Origin of the sequence: Streptomyces sp. NPDC052114 (assembly GCF_040680155.1) — a bacterium.
Classification (GTDB): domain Bacteria; phylum Actinomycetota; class Actinomycetes; order Streptomycetales; family Streptomycetaceae; genus Streptomyces.
In genome coordinates this window covers 240,153-256,856 of sequence record NZ_JBFAWC010000015.1, presented here as the reverse complement: position 1 = coordinate 256,856, position 16,704 = coordinate 240,153, and the positions used below count along the sequence as shown (strand labels likewise).

Here is a 16,704-nt window from a genome sequence, read left to right as displayed (position 1 = left end):
CCACAGCGGAGCGGCACGGTCCCGTCCGCCGCGGCGCGGGCGCACCGGCCCCCACCGGGCCGCACGCGCCCGACCGGCCCGAGGGGACGTGGGGGTATGTGCGAACGGAGCACCGAGCACACACTGGCGCCTTTGGACTTGAGGCGCGGCGCAGGGATGGCGAGTACGCACATACCCCCGCGGCCCCGCCCCACAGACGAAGCGAGCGCGGACCGGCAGACGCCAACGCAGCCCCACCCCAGAGACAAAGCAACCGCGCAGGCCCGGCAAGGCGCGGACGCCAACGATGCCAGTCCCGCCCGCGGAACCGAGGCGCACCGCCCAAGGCGCCCCCGCCAGACGACGCGCGCGGGCAACATGACGCCCCCCGCACCCACTTGAGGCACTCTTTCCCCGTGTCGTACACATCTTCGCTTCCGCCGCAGCGCCCACCCTCCCCCGCCACCGGCCACATGGTCGTCTGCGGTGGCGACAACGCCCTCGCCCACCGGCTCGCCGCCGAGCTCCGCGGGGTCTACGGCGAGCAGGTCGTCCTCGTCGTCCCGCCGGCCGGCGGCGGCGGGGAGCCGAACCGGCCGACGGGGCGGGCCAGGACGACGGCGCTGCTCGGCCGCATCACGGCCGCCGTCTCCCGCACCACGACGGGGAACGGCCACGGCAACGGCGACGGCGGCGAGCCGGGACCGCACCGCACCCTCGAAGCCGCCGACCTCACCGACGACGTCCTCGCCGACGCCTGCGTCCCCCAGGCCGCCGCCCTCGCGCTCGTGCACGACGACGACGAGACCAATATCCGCGCCGCGCTCGCCGCCCGCCGGCTCAACCCCCGTCTGCGCCTGGTGATCCGGCTCTACAACCGCAAGCTGGGCCAGCACCTGGAGGAACTGCTCGACCAGGCCGCCGCCGTGGCGGGCCTGGCGACCACCGACGCCAGCGTCACCGTCCTGTCCGACGCGGACACCGCGGCCCCGGCCCTCGCCGCCACCGCCGTCGCCGGGACCAGCAAGGTCGTCCACGCCGACGGACTCCTGCTGCGCGCGGTGGAACGCACCCCTCCGGCCCCCGGCCAGGTGGCACCGCGCGGCCTGGCGACCCTGGCGCTGCTCTCGGCGACCGCCAACGACCCGGCGGGAGCCGAGGGTTCGGACGACGCGGGGGCCGGCGCGGGCCCCCGCCTGCTGCCGGACGACGCCGCCGTGGCCGCCGCCCCGGGCCGCGGCGCGCTGGTCCTGGAGGCGGTCTCGTACGCGGGTTCCGCGCCGCCACCCGGGTTCCTCGCGGGCCGCGGCGTACCGCTGCGCCAGCTGTTCTCACGGCGTCTGCGCTGGTCACTGGCGGGCTTCGCGGCCGCCGTCCTCGGCATGGCCATCGCCTCGATCGTGACCACCGAAGACACCAGCCCGCTGCACGCGACGTATCTGACGCTCCTTGACCTGTTCTCCATCAACGACCCGGCGACGGAGGGGCCGATGAGCCGCCAGATCCTCCAGCTCCTCGCCGGGCTCGTCGGACTGCTGCTCCTGCCGATCCTGTTCGCCGCCGTCCTGGAGGCGCTCGGCACGTTCCGCACCGCGTCCTCGCTGCGCCGCCCGCCGCGCGGTCTGTCCGGCCATGTCGTCCTGCTGGGCCTCGGCAAGATCGGCACCCGGGTGCTCGCCCGGCTGCGTGAGCTGGACATCCCGGTGGTGTGCGTGGAGGCCGACCCCGAGGCGCGCGGCATCTCGCTGGCGCGGCGCCTGCGCGTGCCGACCGTGATCGGCGACGTCACGGAGGAGGGCGTCCTGGAGGCGGCAAAGGTGCACCGCGCGCACGCGCTGCTCGCGCTGACCAGCGCGGACACCATCAACCTCGAAGCGGCCCTGTACGCACGGTCGGTGAAGCCGGACCTGCGGGTCGCGCTGCGCCTGTACGACGACGAGTTCGCGACGGCCGTCTACCGCACCCTGCGGGCCGCCCATCCGGGCGCCCTCACCCGCAGCCGGAGCGTGTCCGCGCTGGCCGCGCCCGCGTTCGCCGGGGCGATGATGGGCCGGCAGATCCTGGGCTCGCTGCCCGTCGAGCGCTCGGTGCTGCTCTTCGCGGCGCTGGACGTCTCGCTCCAGCCGCAGCTGACGGGCCGCAGGATCGCCGAGGTGTTCCGGCCGGGCGCGTGGCGCGTGGTCGCGCTGGAGCGTGCGTCGGACGGGGAGTCCGGCCCGGCGTCGGGGCTGGAGTGGCAGCTCGACCCGGAGTACGTGCTGCGCCCGGAGGACCGCGTCGTCCTCGCGGCCACCCGGCAGGGCCTCGCCGAACTCCTGGCGCGCCGGCCGCTGCGGGCCCAGCCCTGACCGAGCCCTCGCGCCGTCCCGCTCCGTGTGCCCCGGCCCGCGTCAGCCCCGTTCCGGCGCCGGCAGGATCTGCCGCAGGTGCGGGTCGGGGTGGAAGTCCCTGCGCCACTCGCGCGGGTAGCCGACGGACGCCTCGACGTGCGGCACGCCGTCGTGCCAGGTCGTGCGCGGGATGTGCAGATGGCCGTAGACGACGGCGGCCGCGTCGTACTTCACGTGCCAGTCGGCGGAGAGCTCGGTGCCGCACCACAGGGCGAATTCGGGATAGCGCAGCACCCGGGTGGGCTCGCGCAGCAGGGGCCAGTGGTTGATGAGGACGGTCGGCAGGCCCTCGGGGCGCTCGGCGAGCCGCTCCTCCGTGAGCTTGACCCGGGCGCGGGACCAGTCGTCGCGCGTGGCGTAGGGGTCGGGGTGGAGGAAGTACTCGTCCGTGCAGACGACGCCCGCCTCGTGGGCGACCGCGAGCGCCTCCTCCTTGGTGTGCGTGCCCTCGGGCCGGAAGGAGTAGTCGTAGAGCAGGAAGAGCGGGGCCACGACGACGGGGCCGCCCGCGCCGCGCCACACGGGGTAGGGGTCCTCGGGCGTGACCACGCCCAGCTCTCGGCAGAGGGCGACCAGGTGCTGGTAGCGCTCCTCGCCGCGCAGCTGGACCGGGTCGTCCTTGGGCGTCCACAGCTCGTGGTTGCCGGGCGACCACACCACCTTGGCGAAGCGCCCGGCGAGGATGCGCAGGGCCCACTCGATGTCGGCCATCCGCTCGGCGACGTCGCCGGCGACTATCAGCCAGTCTCCGTCGGATTGTGGCCGTATGGACTCGACGTATTTCTTGTTGTCGTCATAGGCGACGTGCAGGTCGCTGATCGCCAGCAACTTCGGGGTCTTCTCGGATGCCATCACCGTGTGAGGCTAACCGAGTTGATCCGCCGCGCGACGACCGATTCCTGATCGGGGCACCGGCGGCCCTTCACCGCCCGGAGCCGCAAGGCCCCAGGCCCCTTGGCCGCCGGGGTGCCCGACCGCCGGGCCGCCGGGCCGCCGGGCCCTCAGTGGTGATCGCCCTCCCCCCGCTGGATGGCCAGGTACTCCTCCGGCGTCGCCTTGGGCACCTGCGCCTTGGGCCCGTACATGGCGCGGGCGAGGCGGGCGCGCAGGCGGTCGGAGCGGGGGATCCTGCGGGCCACTCCGTTCGCGTCGACCAGGGGGCCGATCTCGAAGGGCCGGGGCTGTTCGTGGGCGGTCAGCCGATAGAGCTCGGCCTGCGACAGGGGCTCGTGGATCTCGACGTACTCGCCGTGCGGAAGGCGTTTGATGGTGCCGGTCTCCCGGCCGTGCAGCACCTTGTCGCGCTCCCTGCGCTGGAGCCCCAGGCAGATCCGGTGCGTGACGAAGAAGGCGAGGGCGGGCACGACGAAGCAGCCGATCCGCACGAACCACGTGATGACGTTGATGGAGAGGTGGAAGTGGGTGGCCCACAGGTCGTTGCCGCCGCCGATCATCAGCACGCCGAACAGCGAGAGCCAGGCCACACCGAGCCCGGTGCGCACCGGGGCGTTCCGCGGCCGGTCCGCGAGGTGATGCTCTCTCCTGTCGCCCTTGATCCACGCCTCGATGAACGGATAGACGCCGATGGCCAGCAGGATCAACGGGAAGAGCGTGAAGGGGATGAAGACGCCCAGGTTGAGCGTGTGCCCCCAGGCGTTGATCTCCCAGCTGGGCATCACCCGGATCAGCCCCTCGGAGAAGCCGAGGTACCAGTCGGGCTGGGCGCCGGTGGAGACCAGGTCGGGCCGGTAGGGGCCGATCGCCCAGACGGGGTTGATGGTGGCGACCGCGGCCATCAGCGCGAGCACCCCGAAGACGAGGAAGAAGAAGCCGCCCGCCTTGGCGATGTAGACCGGCAGGAAGGGCGCGCCGACCACGTTCTTCTCGGTCTTTCCCGGCCCGCCGAACTGGGTGTGCTTGTGGTAGAAGACCAGGATCAGATGGGCGACGACGAGCCCCAGCATGATGCCGGGCAGCAGCAGGATGTGGATCGGATAGAGCCGCGCGATGATGTCGTCGCCCGGGAACTCCCCGCCGAACAGGAAGAAGGAGAGATACGTCCCGACGACGGGCACGGAGAGGATGGCACCCTGCGCGAAGCGGATGCCGGTGCCGGAGAGCATGTCGTCGGGCAGCGAGTAGCCGGTGAGGCCGGTGAGGATCCCGAGGAACAGCAGGGTCCAGCCGAACATCCAGTTCAGCTCGCGGGGCTTGCGGAACGCGCCGGTGAAGAACACCCGCATCATGTGCACGAGCATCGCCGCGACGAAGACGAGGGCGGCCCAGTGGTGGATCTGCCGGATCAGCAGTCCGCCGCGCACCTCCATGCTGATGTCCACCGTGGACTCGTACGCACGCGACACCAAGAGGCCCTTGAGCGGCACGTAGGGGCCGTCGTAGGTGACCTCGACCATGCTCGGCTCGAAGAACAGGGTGAGATAGACGCCGGTGAGGATGAGGATCAGGAAGCTGTAGAGGCAGATCTCGCCGAACATGAACGACCAGTGGTCGGGGAAGATCTTGCGCATCTGGGCCTTGGCCAGGGTGTGGATGCCCAGCCGTCCGTCCGCCCAGTCCGCGAGCCGCTCCCCCTTCCCCGGCGGGGCCGGCCGTGTGGGTCGTCCGCTTGTCCCGGTTCGCTCGATGCGTCCGCTCATGCGACTCCCTTTCAGGCGGCTACCAGACTAGGTCGCCTACATGACGGATCCAACGCCCCGAATGTGACAACCGGCAGCTCACCGGGGCGAGTTCACCCCAGGAGATAACGCTCGCACCGTTCGCCCCGCAGGCGGCCCGCCGGGACCCGGCGGCCGTACGCGACGAGCAGCAGGTCGCGCGCGGCACCGTGCACGGGCGTGCCGCTGCCGATGGCCCAGTCGAGGTCGTCGGCGCGCAGCGCGACGCCCGTGACGTCGGCCCCGAAGAAGCGGAGGCTCCTGGGCGTGACGTGGTCCAGGAGGATGCGTACGCGATCGGGCGGAACCTCGCGGTCCAGGCCGAGGGCGACGGTGACGTCGAGGCCGTGCACCACGTCGTGGCCGAGCGCCGAGGGGTAGCCGCCGACCGGGGGCGTCCAGGGGTGGTGGGCGTTGTCCCTGAGCAGCGCGGCCAGTTCGGCCGTGGTGAAGGCGGCGGCGTCCTCGCGGGCGCAGCGGTCGGTCATGCGGTGCAGGCTCCCGCGCGCCTTGACGAGTTCGGCGAGCGTCTTCGGCAGGGAGTGGCGAAAGCCCAAGGACATGTGGGCCACCACCTCGCGCACGCGCCAGCCCGCGCAGAGCGAGGGGGCGTGCCACTGTTCGGGGCTCAGCCCGTCGAACACGTCGGCCAGCTCACGGCGTTCTGCGGCGATCTCGGCCCGTACGGCCGCGGTGTCGTATCCCATGGGCCCAGCGTGATCAACGCCCGGCCATAAGTCCAAGAGCTGTCGGTTCCCCCGGCTAGCATCGCTGGTTATGGAACTTCGACAGCTGCGGTACTTCGTCGCGGTGGTGGAGGAGGCCAACTTCACCCGGGCCGCCGCGCGGCTGCACCTGGCGCAGCCCGGGGTGAGCGCGCAGATAAGGCAGCTGGAGCGCGAGTTGGGGCACCGGCTCCTGGACCGCTCGGGCCGGCGGGTGACGCTCACGGAGGTGGGCCGGGAGGTGCTTCCGTACGCGCGGGCGGCGCTCGCCGCCGCCGAGGGGGTGTGGCGCACGGCGGACGAGTTCACGGGGCTGCTGCGCGGGCAGGTCGCCCTCGGGCTCGTGTCGGGGGCCGCGGTCCACGAGTTCGACGTGGTCTCCGTGGTCGCCGACTTCCACGACGCGCACCCCCAGGTCGAGATCTCCCTCACCGAGGACTCGTCGGACCGGATGCTCGCCGCGCTGCGCCGGGGCGAGCTGGACATGGCACTGCTCGGCATCACGGCGCAGGAGCCCCCGTCGGACGTCTGTGTGCACGTCGTGATCGACGAGCCGCTGGTCGCCGCCGTGACGCCGGACGACCCGCTCCTCACGCCGAAGGAGCGGACGAGCGTGCCGCTGGCCGCGCTCGCCGGGCGCCCGCTGATCTGTCTGCCGCGCGGCACCGGGGTGCGCGGGGTCCTCGACCGGGCGTGCGCCCAGGCGGGGTTCAGGCCGCGCATCGCCTTCGAGGCGGCGGCCCCCGAGGTCCTGGTGCGGCTCGCGGTGCGGGGGCTCGGCGTGGCCGTGCTGCCGGGCCTGACCGATGCGCGGGCGGACGCGCTCGGCCTGCGTGCCCTGGAGATCACCGATCCGCGCTCGCGCGGCAGGATCGCGCTGGCCTGGCGGACGGACGGCCCCGCGGGCCCGGCGGCCCGCGCCCTGCTCGGCAGCCTGCGCGCCGCGCTCACGCCGGTGGGGTCAACCGGTGGAGCCTGAGGGCGAGTTGGAGTTCCAGGGTGCGGGCGGGGGTGTTCCAGTCGTCGCCGAGGAGGCGGGAGACGCGTTCCAGGCGTTGGACCACCGTGTTGACGTGGACGTGCAGCGCGGTCTTGGCGCGGGTGAGGCTGCGGTCGTGGCCGAAGTAGGCCTCCAGGGTGCGGATGAGTTCCGTGCCGCGTTCGGCGTCGTAGTCGAGGACGGGGCCGAGGGTGGTGCGTACATAGGCGCCCAGGTCGGCCTGTTCGCCGATGAGGAGTCCGACGAAGCCGAGGTCCGCGAGGGCGGCGCCGTGGCCGGTGTGGCCGAGGGCGCGCAGCGCGGAGAGCGCGCGCAGCGCCTCGGTGTGCGCGGCGGGCAGGTCGGCGTGGCCGGGTGCCGGGCCCGCCGCGCCGACGGTGACGGGGGCGCCCGTGGCCTGGCCCAGCGCGGCGGACAGGGAGCGGGCGTCGGGGCCCGGGGTGTCGGTCGGGGTCACGAGCACCACGTCGTCGTGGTGCAGCCCGGCCAGGCCGCTGTGCGCGCGGGCGGTGCGGTGGGCGGCGGCGAGGAGCCGCTGCCGGGGCACGCTCTCGCCGTGGGCGACGAACACCGCGTGCGGCCGGTCCAGGCGCACGCCCAGGCGGCGGGCGCGGCCCGCGAGTCCCGCCGGGTCGCCGGTGGTGGACAGCAGGTCGCCCAGGAGTTCGCCGCGCACCCGGTCCTCGGTCTCGGCGACCGAGCGGCGCAGGAGCAGCAGCAGCGCGGTCACCACGCTCGCGCGCTCGAACAGCCTGCGGTCGGCGTCGGCCAGTTCGGCGCGCCCGGTCAGGGCGATGCTGCCGAGCAGTTCGGGCCCGGCGAGGACCGCGCACACCCAGGTGCCGTCCTGCGGGACGGCCCGGCCGCTGGCGCGTGAGGCGGCGACGGCCGGTACGGGCGGGGACAGCGGTCCGGCTCCGGTGCGGGCCAGTTCGACGCCGTCCGCGTCGTGGATGAGGACGCCGCCGTCGAGCAGGGCGGCGATGCCGTCGGCGACGTCGTCCGCGTCGCCGCCGCGCAGCACGAGGTCGGTGAGCTGGTCGTGGGCCTGTTCGGCGCGGCGCATGGCGCGGCTGTGCGCGCGGATCGTCTCGGTGGCGGCGTTGAGGTCGACGAGCGCGGCCCGGGTCTCCTCCAGGAGCCGCGCCCCGTCGATGGCGATGGCGGCGTGGTCGGCCAGCGAGGACAGCAGCACGATCTCCTCGGTGGCGAACTCGCGGGCTGCGCGGTCGGCCGCGTACAGCACGCCGATGACGCGCGCGCCCAGGCGCAGCGGGACGCCGAGGATCGCGCGCAGCCCCTCCTCCAGGACGGCGCTGTCGATGGCGTCGGTGTGGTGGAAGCGGGGGTCCTGCTGGTAGTCGCCGGTGACGTAGGGGCGGGCGGTCTGGGCGACGAGGCCGCCGAGGCCCTCGCCCATGCCGAGCCGCAGCTGCTGGAAGGCGGCGGCGACGCTGCCGTCGGTCACCCGCATGTAGGTGTCGCCCGCCGTCTCGTCGTTGAGCGAGAGGTACGTGACGTCCGTGCCCAGGAGCAGTTTGGCGCGCCGGACGATGGCGCGGAGCACGGCGTCCGGGTCGCGCAGCGCCGCCAGGTCGCTCGCGGTGTCGAACAGCGCGGTGAGTTCGGCCTCGCGGCGGCGGTGCGCGCCCAGGGTGCGGTGGATGCGCAGGGCGACCTCGGTGGCCTGATCGAGCGCGGCAAGGTCGGCGGCCGTGGCGCCCGCCTCGCGGGCGCGGGCGGCGGGGCGCGCGAACTCCTCGGCGGGGGCGCCCCGGTCGAGGAGGTCGAGCAGGGTGCGCGGGCCCGCCGGGGGTTCGGCGTGGCCCGCGCCCGTGGTGGTGGGGAGCATGGAGCGATCGTCTCCCGGCGGGGTGGGTGCGGTCGATGGTCCGCCCCGGATCCGGGGCGGACCGCGTGCGGCGCTGCGGCCGCCGGGGAGGTCAGCCGCCGAGCGGTACGGAGCCCTCGCGCTCGGCGGCCGGGCGCGGGGCCGGGCCGCCGGTCTCGTCGGCGGCCAGGTCCCGTCCCCTGGTCTCCCGGGCGAAGCGCACGGTGACCGCGGTGACCAGAGCGGCGGCACACATGTAGAGGGCGACGGGCAGCGCGGACGCGTAGTCCTTGAGCAGTTCCACGGCGATGATCGGGGCCAGGGCGCCGCCGACGATCGAGGCGAGCTGGGAGCCCATCGAGGCGCCCGAGTAGCGCACCTTGGTGTCGAACAGCTCGGAGATGAAGGCGGCCTGCGGCCCGTACATCGCGCCATGGAAGAGCAGCCCGACGGTGACGGCGAGCGCGATGACCGGGAAGGAGCGGGAGTCGAGCATCGCGAAGAAGGCGAAGGCCCAGGCGGCCATGCCGACGGCGCCGATCAGGGTCACGGGGCGCCGCCCGATCCGGTCGGAGAGGGCGCCCCACAGCGGAATGGTGACGAAGTGGACGGCGGAGCCGATGAGGACGGCGTTGAGCGCGTCGCTCTTGGGGAGCTCCAGATGCACGGTGACGTAGACGAGGACGAAGGCCGTGAGGATGTAGTAGGAGACGTTCTCGCCGAAGCGGGTGCCGATCGCGGTGAGCACTTCACGCCAACTTGTGCGGAACACCTCGACGACGGGCGGCTTCTCCTCGATCCCCGCCGAGGCCGCGGCCTCGGCCTTGCGCCGGGCGTCGAGGAAGACCGGCGACTCGGTGACCGAGATGCGGATCCACAGGCCGATCATCACGAGGACCCCGGAGAGCAGGAACGGCACGCGCCAGCCCCAGGCGAGGAACGCCTCGTCGGACTGGACGGCGGCGAGCAGCGCGAGCACCCCGGTCGCCAGGAGGTTGCCGCCGGGCGCGCCGGCCTGCGGCCAGGAGGCCCAGAAGCCGCGGCTCTTGTCGCCGCCGTGCTCGGACACGAGGAGGACGGCGCCGCCCCACTCGCCGCCGAGCGCGAAGCCCTGCACCAGGCGCAGCACCGTGAGCAGGACGGGCGCGCCGACGCCGATGCTCGCGTGGGTGGGGAGGAGCCCCATCGCGAACGTGGCGCCGCCCATCATCAGCAGGCTGATGACCAGCAGCTTCTTGCGGCCGAGCCGGTCGCCGTAGTGCCCGAAGACGACCCCGCCGAGCGGGCGCGCCGCGAAGCCCACGGCGTAGGTGAGGAAGGAGAGCAGCGTGCCGACCAGGGGGTCGCTGGCCGGGAAGAAGAGGCTGTTGAAGACCAGGGCCGCGGCCGAGCCGTAGAGGAAGAAGTCGTACCACTCGATGGTGGTGCCGACGAGGCTCGCGGCCACGATGCGACCGATGCCGGCGCGGGTCGGCGGAGCGGATCCTTGCGAGGCCATGTGCACCACTTCCAGGAGTTCTGCGGGGACGCTTCCGTACCGGCACAAGGTAGGAAGCCGCAGATCAGTGGCGTATATGTCGGAGCACCATGGTTCGGGACGCGGCCGTGTGCGCGGCCGACATGCGCGCTGCGCAAAGGGGTCCACGGGCGCGGTTCCGGACAGTTGTGACACCGCGTTATCACTTGATCCACATTCGTCTGGCACCTTCATGATCAAGAGGGCCGCACGACCTGCGGCCCTGCCATGGAGGGGAATGTGAACAAGTCACCCATGAGCTCAACACCTGGCAGAACCGGGGGAATTCGCCGGGCCCGGATATCCGGCGCCACGGCAGGCGGTGCGGCGCTGCTCGGTGTGGCGGCCCTGCTGGCCGCCCCGGCACCGGCCGCACACGCCGCGGATCCGGAGCCGGAGCTGATACCCGGGCAGCGCACCGCGACGCCCGCCCTGGTGGAGGGCATCGAGGAGCGCACCCAGTCCTCGGGCAGCGTGGCCGAGGCCGCGAAGAAGCACCTGGAACAGAAGAAGAGCCGCTACCGAATAGCCGACCCCCGGCGTGATCTGACCGCCGGGAAGACGGTGCGCGGGCGCACCGGCGAGGCGGTGCGCTTCCAGCAGAAGCACCGGGGCATCCCGGTGCTCGGCGGCCAGTATCTGGTGCGTCTGGAGGAGAAGGGCGGCGACCGGGTCGTCACGGGCACGTCCGGCAAGTACTTCACCGGTCTCACGGTGGGCGCCGAGGCGAAGGTGTCGGAGCGCACGGCGATCGAGCGGGCCACCGCGTCCGCTCTCGCGGGGCTCTCCGAGGGCGGCGCGAGCAACTGGACGAAGCTGAGCGGGCCGAAGGCGGGGCAGAAGGCCGAAGGCGCCGGGAAGCACGGGGCCGCCGCCCCCAAGAAGCAGCAGGGCGGGAAGAGTTCACTCAATGGCACCTCCCACGGCCTCGTCGTCCTACCCCAGGGCAAGGGCGTGCTGACCTACCACGTGACCGTCACGGGCGAGGACCCGGCGACCGGGGCACCGGTCAAGCAGGAGATCTACGTCGACGCGGACGCGGGGTTCCCGGTCCTGAGCTACTCCGGCATCCAGGCCTTCGACGGACCGGCCGGCCACCCCGGCGCCACGGGGTCGGGCGTGAAGCTGGACGGCGGCAAGGTCGCCCTCGACGTGACCAAGGACGCGAAGACCGGTGCGTACGGCCTGATCGACCAGCGCCGTCAGTGGGGCGGCAGCAAGAACCCCATCACCACGTACGACGCCCGTGACGTGGACGCCGACGACGCCTCGGGCCGGTGGCCCGCGGGCCTCAAGGACGTCACCTCGCCGACGCCGGAGTTCGGCAAGGACGCCACCGAGTCGGGCGCGGTCGACGCGCACTGGGCGGCCGGTGAGGTCTACGACTACTACAAGTCCCGGCACGGCAGGGACAGCCTCGACGGCAAGGGCATGGCCATCAACTCCCTGGTGGGCGTGACGGATCAGGGTCTGCCGTTCGTCAACGCCTTCTGGGACGGCCAGAAGATGGTCTACGGGGGCGGCGACGAGGAGAACAAGGTGTTCTCGGCCGACCTGGACGTGGTCGGCCACGAGATGACGCACGGCGTCGTCGAGCACACCGCGGGTCTCGTCTACACGGGCCAGTCCGGCGCCCTGAACGAGGCGGTCGCCGACTACTTCGGCAACGCCATCGACGTCACGGCCACCGGCAACGAGGGCTCCCCGGAGGCCTCGCTGATCGGCGAGAACCTGTGCCGCACGCAGGGTCCGAAGGACTGCGCGATGCGCGACCTGAACGACGGCCGCACCACCGGCAAGGACTTCCTCGGCGTCACGTACGCCACGGACAGCGGCGGCGTGCACCTCAACTCCACCATCTTCTCCGGTGCGTTGTGGGACATCCGCGAGGACCTCGGGGGCAAGCGCGCGGACCGCATCGTCTACAAGGCGCTGACCGAGTACCTCACCCCGCTCGACGGCTTCACCGAGGCCCGCAACGCGGTGGTCGCCGCCGCCAAGGACCTCGGCACCAAGGGCGCCGACCTGCGCGCGGTCCACCGCGCCTTCGACGCGCACGGGATCGTCAAGGGCTGGGAGAAGGCGATCGGCGCCGACTCCGACAAGCTCCTGGGCGACCTCAACACCAAGCGGACCGGCGCGGGCGCGGGCGGCGGCTGGTGGGCCACCTCGAAGTCCGACGAGGCGGGCGAGGAGGCGTACTCGGTGTACGCGGGCCGCACCTCCGGCACGGGCGCCCCGAAGCTGATCAGCCCGAACGACGGGCGCTTCCACGTGTACGCGGACACCGACGGCAAGACGGTCGCGTGGGCGGCGTACGGCCCGGACAGCGTCGAGGTCCTCTCCCGTCCCCTGAAGGGCGGGCCCGTCAAGAAGCTCTGGTCGGCGGGGACCACCGTCGGCAACGTGCGGGTCTTCGGCGACACCGTCGCCTGGCAGGAGTCCAGCCCGTTCGGCCAGCAGCGCGTCGCGTACATCAAGCCGGGCGAGCGCGAGCCGCACTTCGTGGACGACGGCCGGTACGACGTGCTCACGGCGCTGCCCACGCTCCAGGGCGACAAGCTGGGATACGCCAAGGTCTACACCGACGAGGACGGGGTCCAGCAGGTCTCCACCGAGATCGCGGACGTGCGGACCGGCAAGCGGACGCTGGTCCCCGCCAAGGGCGCCTACCTCGGCATCTCCACCCCGGCGATCAACGGCAAGTACCTCTACTGGCTGGTCGACGACATCGCCGACGACAACCGGCAGGGCCTGCGCCGCGCGAAGCTGGACGGCACGGGGCTGACCGACGTGATCCCCGAGAACAGCGACGACGCCCACTTCTGGGGCCTCGACGCCTCCGACTCGGCGCTGACGCTGACGCAGTGGAAGCCCGAGCGCGGCTGGAGCAACGGCAACCTCACCAAGCTCGTCCAGACCGACCTGGACGGCAAGGGGCTTCAGCGGGTCTCCTGCAACCGCGGTGAGCAGAGTTACGGCGCGGCCGACACCGGCCGGCGCGTGGTGTGGATCGACGGCACGACCGGCCACACCGACCTGGTCACACGGGCCCGCCCGGCGGGCAACTGCTCCTAGCTCCGCCCGACGACGGCCCCGCACACCGAAGGCCCCGGCCCCTCCCCCGTCCGGGAGGGGCCGGGGCCTTCCCGTCGGCGCGGCCGGAAATTACCCGCAAGTATGGCGTGACTTCCCATCCTCACGGCAGTAGAACTCGTTTTCATTCACTCAAACGTGAGGAAGATCACATGAGTGCATCTGCCGTGTGTGGCACGACATCTGAGGGTGTGTCACGTCGAAGATTCATCACTGGAACCAGTTCTATTCTTGGCGCCGCGGCCCTCACCGGTCTGGCCGCGCCGACACCCGCCGCGGCCGCCGCCGTCCGGCCGATCGCCGACGGCGCCCGCGTCCCCGTCCTGGTGATCGGCTCCGGTTACGGCGGCTCGGTCACGGCGCTGCGGCTCGCCGAGGCGGGCGTCGACGTACAGCTGGTCGAAATGGGCATGGCCTGGGACACCCCGGGCTCCGACGGCAAGATCTTCGCCAACACCACCAGCCCCGACGAGCGTTCCTACTGGCTGCGCACCAAGACCAAGCAGCCCATCAGCAACTTCCTGGGCTTCCCCATCGACAAGAACGTCCCGCGCCACACCGGCATCCTGGACGCCGAGGAGTTCGGCGGGATCATCGTCTACCAGGGCCGCGGCGTCGGCGGCGGCTCCCTGGTCAACGGCGGCATGGCGGTGACCCCCAAGCGGGAGAACTTCGCCGCGATCCTGCCGTCGGTCGACGCGGCCGAGATGTACGGCACCTACTACCCGCGCGCCAACGCGGGCCTCGGCGTGAACACCATCGACCCGGCCTGGTTCGAGACCGCCGAGTGCTACCAGTACGCCCGGGTCGGCCGCAAGCACGCGCAGCGCTCCGGCTTCGGGTTCGTCTTCGTGCCCGACGTCTACGACTGGGAGTACATGAAGCAGGAGGCGGCGGGCACCGTCCCCAAGTCGGCGCTGGCCGGCGAGATCCTCTACGGCAACAACCACGGCAAGAAGTCCCTCCAGCAGACCTATCTGGCCCGCGCGAAGGCGACCGGGCGGGTCACCGTCTCACCGCTGCACCGCGTCAGTTCGGTCACCCCCGCGTCCGGCGGCGGCTACCGCGTCACCCTGGAGCAGCTCACCACCGGCGGCGGGACGAGCGCCACCAAGGAGGTCACCGCCGACAAGGTCTTCTTCGCCGCGGGCAGCGTCGGCACCAGCAAGCTCCTGGTCAAGCTCAAGGCCACCGGCGCGCTGCCCGGCCTCAACGGCGAGGTCGGCAAGGGCTGGGGCGACAACGGCAACGTCATGTGCGGACGCGCCAACCACATGTGGGACGCCACGGGCAAGCTCCAGTCGTCCATCCCCACGGCCGGCATCGACAACTGGGCCGCGGGCGGCGCCTTCGCCGAGGTCGCGCCCCTGCCCACCGGCATCGAGACGTACGCGTCGTTCTACCTGTCGATCACCAAGAACCCGAACCGCGCCGAGTTCACCTGGAACACGGCGGCGGGCCGCGCCGAGCTGAACTGGCAGACCGCCTGGAAGCAGCCCTCGATCGACGCCGCCAAGACCATCTTCGACAAGATCAACGCCAAGGAGGGGACGATCTACCGCACCGACCTCTTCGGCACCTACAAGATCTGGGGCGACCACCTCACGTACCACCCGCTGGGCGGCGCCGTGCTCGGCAGGGCCACCGACAACTACGGCCGTCTGCACGGCCATCCGGGGCTCTACGTGATCGACGGCGCACTGATCCCGGGCAACACCAGCGTCAACCCGTTCGTCACCATCACGGCGCTCGCCGAGCGGAACATCGAGAAGATCGTCGCCGCCGATCTGTAGCTCCCCTCGGGGACCGGCGGCTCAGGGCCGGGGCAGGACGCACACCGTGTCGAGACCCAGCACGTGGTTGAGCCTGCCGAACGCCAGCCAGGACCCGATGCTCATGCTCAGCTCCACGATCTCGGCCTGGCTGTAGTGCGCGGTCATCCGCGCCCAGAACTCCTCGTCGAGCCCCAGGTGATCCAGTGCGTACCGCTCGGCGTACTCCGCGGCCAGCCGTGTGCGGTCGTCGAAGGCGTCGGTGGTGCGCCACTGGGTCACCGCGTCGGCGAACTCCTCCTCGACCTTCTCCCCGTCGCGCTCGGTGCGCCAGTCCAGGCAGAACGCGCAGCCGTTGATCTGGGCCACCCGCAGCCGGGCCGCCTCGAACTCGCGCAGGCCGAGCTTCGTGTGCGCGTACACGGCGAGGGAGAAGTTCGACGCGGCCGCCCCGATCTCGGGGACCATGTCGCCCCACACGTAAGGGATCGCGTCCTGTCCCTCGGGGATGTCGATGCGCAGGGATCCGCCCATGGGTCACTTCCTTCCGAGTCGGCCCGCCACCGGGCGCAGCGGGACGTCGAGCGCGTCGTAGACGCCCGGTGCGGCGTCCACCAGCCAGTCGACGGCGTTCACCAGGCGGCCCACCGCGGTCGCGTTGCCGCCCGCGGAGCGGTTCTCGCCCTCGTCGGTGGCCTCGATGGTCACCTCGATGCGCGGGCGGCCCTCCACGACCACGCGGTGGGCGCCGTCGCCGCCGTCGGGCGGCAGGGGCCAGTGGGGCGCGCAGGAGGGGTGGATGCGGGTGACGTGCTCGATGACGATGCGGGGTTCGCCGCCGACGATCCCCTGGACCTCGAAGCGGACCGCGCCCTGCGTGCCCGCCGCGAACTCGCCCATCGTCCTGGTGCGCACCGTCGCGTCCAGCGCCTGGCGCTCCAACGTCTCGCGGATCTCGTCGAGTTCGACGCCGAGCGCCCGCGCCATCAGGCGTATCTGCCCGCCCCACACCATGGTCGGGATCGACGGCGCGAGCATCAGGGGTTCGTAGTCCATCGGGTGCCCCATGCCGATCAGGCCGCGGACCGCCTCTTCCTGGTCGTACGTCGAATAGTCGAAGATCTCCTGGCAGCGGATCGCGTCGACGGTGGAGCCGAGGCCGCTGACCAGCAGCGGCAGCACGTCGTTGGCCCAGCCGGGGTCCACCCCGGAGACGAACAGCGAGCCGCCGCCCTCGACGACGGCCGCGCGCACCGGGTCGCTGAACTCCGGCGGTGCGCTGCGCCGGTCGTAGAAGGCGTAGAGCGCGGGCGTGACGACCACGGCCCCGGCGCGCACCGCCCTGACGACGTCGGCGAGCGCCTCGTCGGGGCGGAGGTCGCCGGAGGCCGCGTACACCACCGCGCGCGGCCCGGCGGCCAGGACCGCGTCGACGTCGTCGGTCGCCGCGACCCCCAACCGCTGCTCCATACCGGCGAGTTCACCGGCGTCGCGGCCGACCTTGGCGGGGCTGTGCACGAGCACAGCGGCGAGTGAGAGCGCGGGATGGGCCTCGACGGCTCGGACGGCCGCACGGCCGACATTGCCGGTGCCCCAGACCACCGTGGGAATCATGCGCGGAGGGTAGCGAGGGGTGCCTTCGGTTGACAGAGGCACGACCCGAGAAGAAAAGATACGTCCCCCTCCACGGCTCTCCGAAGTCACGTACCGCCGGTACGCT

The 16,704-nt window shown here is 72.3% G+C and carries 11 protein-coding genes; 4 read left to right on the top strand and 7 right to left on the bottom strand.

The annotated features are described in order from the left end of the window. The first annotated feature begins 452 nt into the window (after positions 1-452). Complete coding sequence (locus AB0L89_RS30470; RefSeq protein WP_365147911.1) at positions 453-2,327, top strand: NAD-binding protein; 1,875 nt, start codon at positions 453-455, stop codon at positions 2,325-2,327. A 42-nt stretch (positions 2,328-2,369) separates the two neighbouring features. Here AB0L89_RS30470 and AB0L89_RS30465 read toward each other — a convergent pair whose 3' ends face one another. From AB0L89_RS30465 to AB0L89_RS30455, 3 genes are all read right to left on the bottom strand, one after another. Further along, positions 2,370-3,221: a metallophosphoesterase gene (locus AB0L89_RS30465; protein WP_365147864.1), complete on the bottom strand. Its 852-nt coding sequence runs from the start codon at positions 3,219-3,221 to the stop codon at positions 2,370-2,372. 149 nt (positions 3,222-3,370) lie between these two features. Continuing rightward, the gene (locus AB0L89_RS30460) at positions 3,371-5,026 is read right to left on the bottom strand and encodes a cytochrome bc complex cytochrome b subunit (RefSeq protein WP_365147861.1); all 1,656 of its coding nucleotides are present in this window, start codon (positions 5,024-5,026) and stop codon (positions 3,371-3,373) included. A gap of 92 nt (positions 5,027-5,118) precedes the next feature. Continuing rightward, positions 5,119-5,751 carry a maleylpyruvate isomerase family mycothiol-dependent enzyme gene (locus AB0L89_RS30455; RefSeq protein ID WP_365147858.1) on the bottom strand — a complete coding sequence of 211 codons (633 nt, stop codon included), beginning with the start codon at positions 5,749-5,751 and terminating at the stop codon, positions 5,119-5,121. A 70-nt stretch (positions 5,752-5,821) separates the two neighbouring features. Between AB0L89_RS30455 and AB0L89_RS30450 the strand changes: the two genes are divergently transcribed. Further along, on the top strand, positions 5,822-6,748 hold the full coding sequence (locus AB0L89_RS30450; RefSeq protein WP_365147855.1) for a LysR substrate-binding domain-containing protein: 927 nt from the start codon (positions 5,822-5,824) through the stop codon (positions 6,746-6,748). Here the strand turns inward: AB0L89_RS30450 and AB0L89_RS30445 are convergent. After that, the gene (locus AB0L89_RS30445) at positions 6,717-8,621 is read right to left on the bottom strand and encodes a GAF domain-containing protein (protein ID WP_365147852.1); all 1,905 of its coding nucleotides are present in this window, start codon (positions 8,619-8,621) and stop codon (positions 6,717-6,719) included. The two genes, AB0L89_RS30450 and AB0L89_RS30445, sit on opposite strands and share 32 nt — an antisense overlap. A 91-nt stretch (positions 8,622-8,712) precedes the next feature. Next, positions 8,713-10,098 carry an MFS transporter gene (locus AB0L89_RS30440; protein ID WP_365147849.1) on the bottom strand — a complete coding sequence of 462 codons (1,386 nt, stop codon included), beginning with the start codon at positions 10,096-10,098 and terminating at the stop codon, positions 8,713-8,715. A 273-nt stretch (positions 10,099-10,371) separates the two neighbouring features. Here AB0L89_RS30440 and AB0L89_RS30435 point away from each other — a divergent pair, with 273 nt between their 5' ends. Together AB0L89_RS30435 and AB0L89_RS30430 are read left to right on the top strand one after the other, a co-directional pair. Beyond that, positions 10,372-13,194 (top strand): M4 family metallopeptidase, encoded by a 2,823-nt coding sequence (locus AB0L89_RS30435; protein WP_365147846.1) that lies wholly within the window; start codon positions 10,372-10,374, stop codon positions 13,192-13,194. Between the two features lie 170 nt (positions 13,195-13,364). Then, positions 13,365-15,005 (top strand): GMC oxidoreductase, encoded by a 1,641-nt coding sequence (locus AB0L89_RS30430; RefSeq protein WP_365147843.1) that lies wholly within the window; start codon positions 13,365-13,367, stop codon positions 15,003-15,005. Between the two features lie 21 nt (positions 15,006-15,026). Here AB0L89_RS30430 and AB0L89_RS30425 read toward each other — a convergent pair whose 3' ends face one another. Both AB0L89_RS30425 and AB0L89_RS30420 read right to left on the bottom strand, forming a co-directional pair. Continuing rightward, positions 15,027-15,506: a carboxymuconolactone decarboxylase family protein gene (locus tag AB0L89_RS30425; RefSeq protein ID WP_365147909.1), complete on the bottom strand. Its 480-nt coding sequence runs from the start codon at positions 15,504-15,506 to the stop codon at positions 15,027-15,029. A 15-nt stretch (positions 15,507-15,521) separates the two neighbouring features. Next, positions 15,522-16,598 carry a dihydrodipicolinate reductase gene (locus AB0L89_RS30420; RefSeq protein ID WP_365147840.1) on the bottom strand — a complete coding sequence of 359 codons (1,077 nt, stop codon included), beginning with the start codon at positions 16,596-16,598 and terminating at the stop codon, positions 15,522-15,524. Positions 16,599-16,704: the final 106 nt, after the last annotated feature.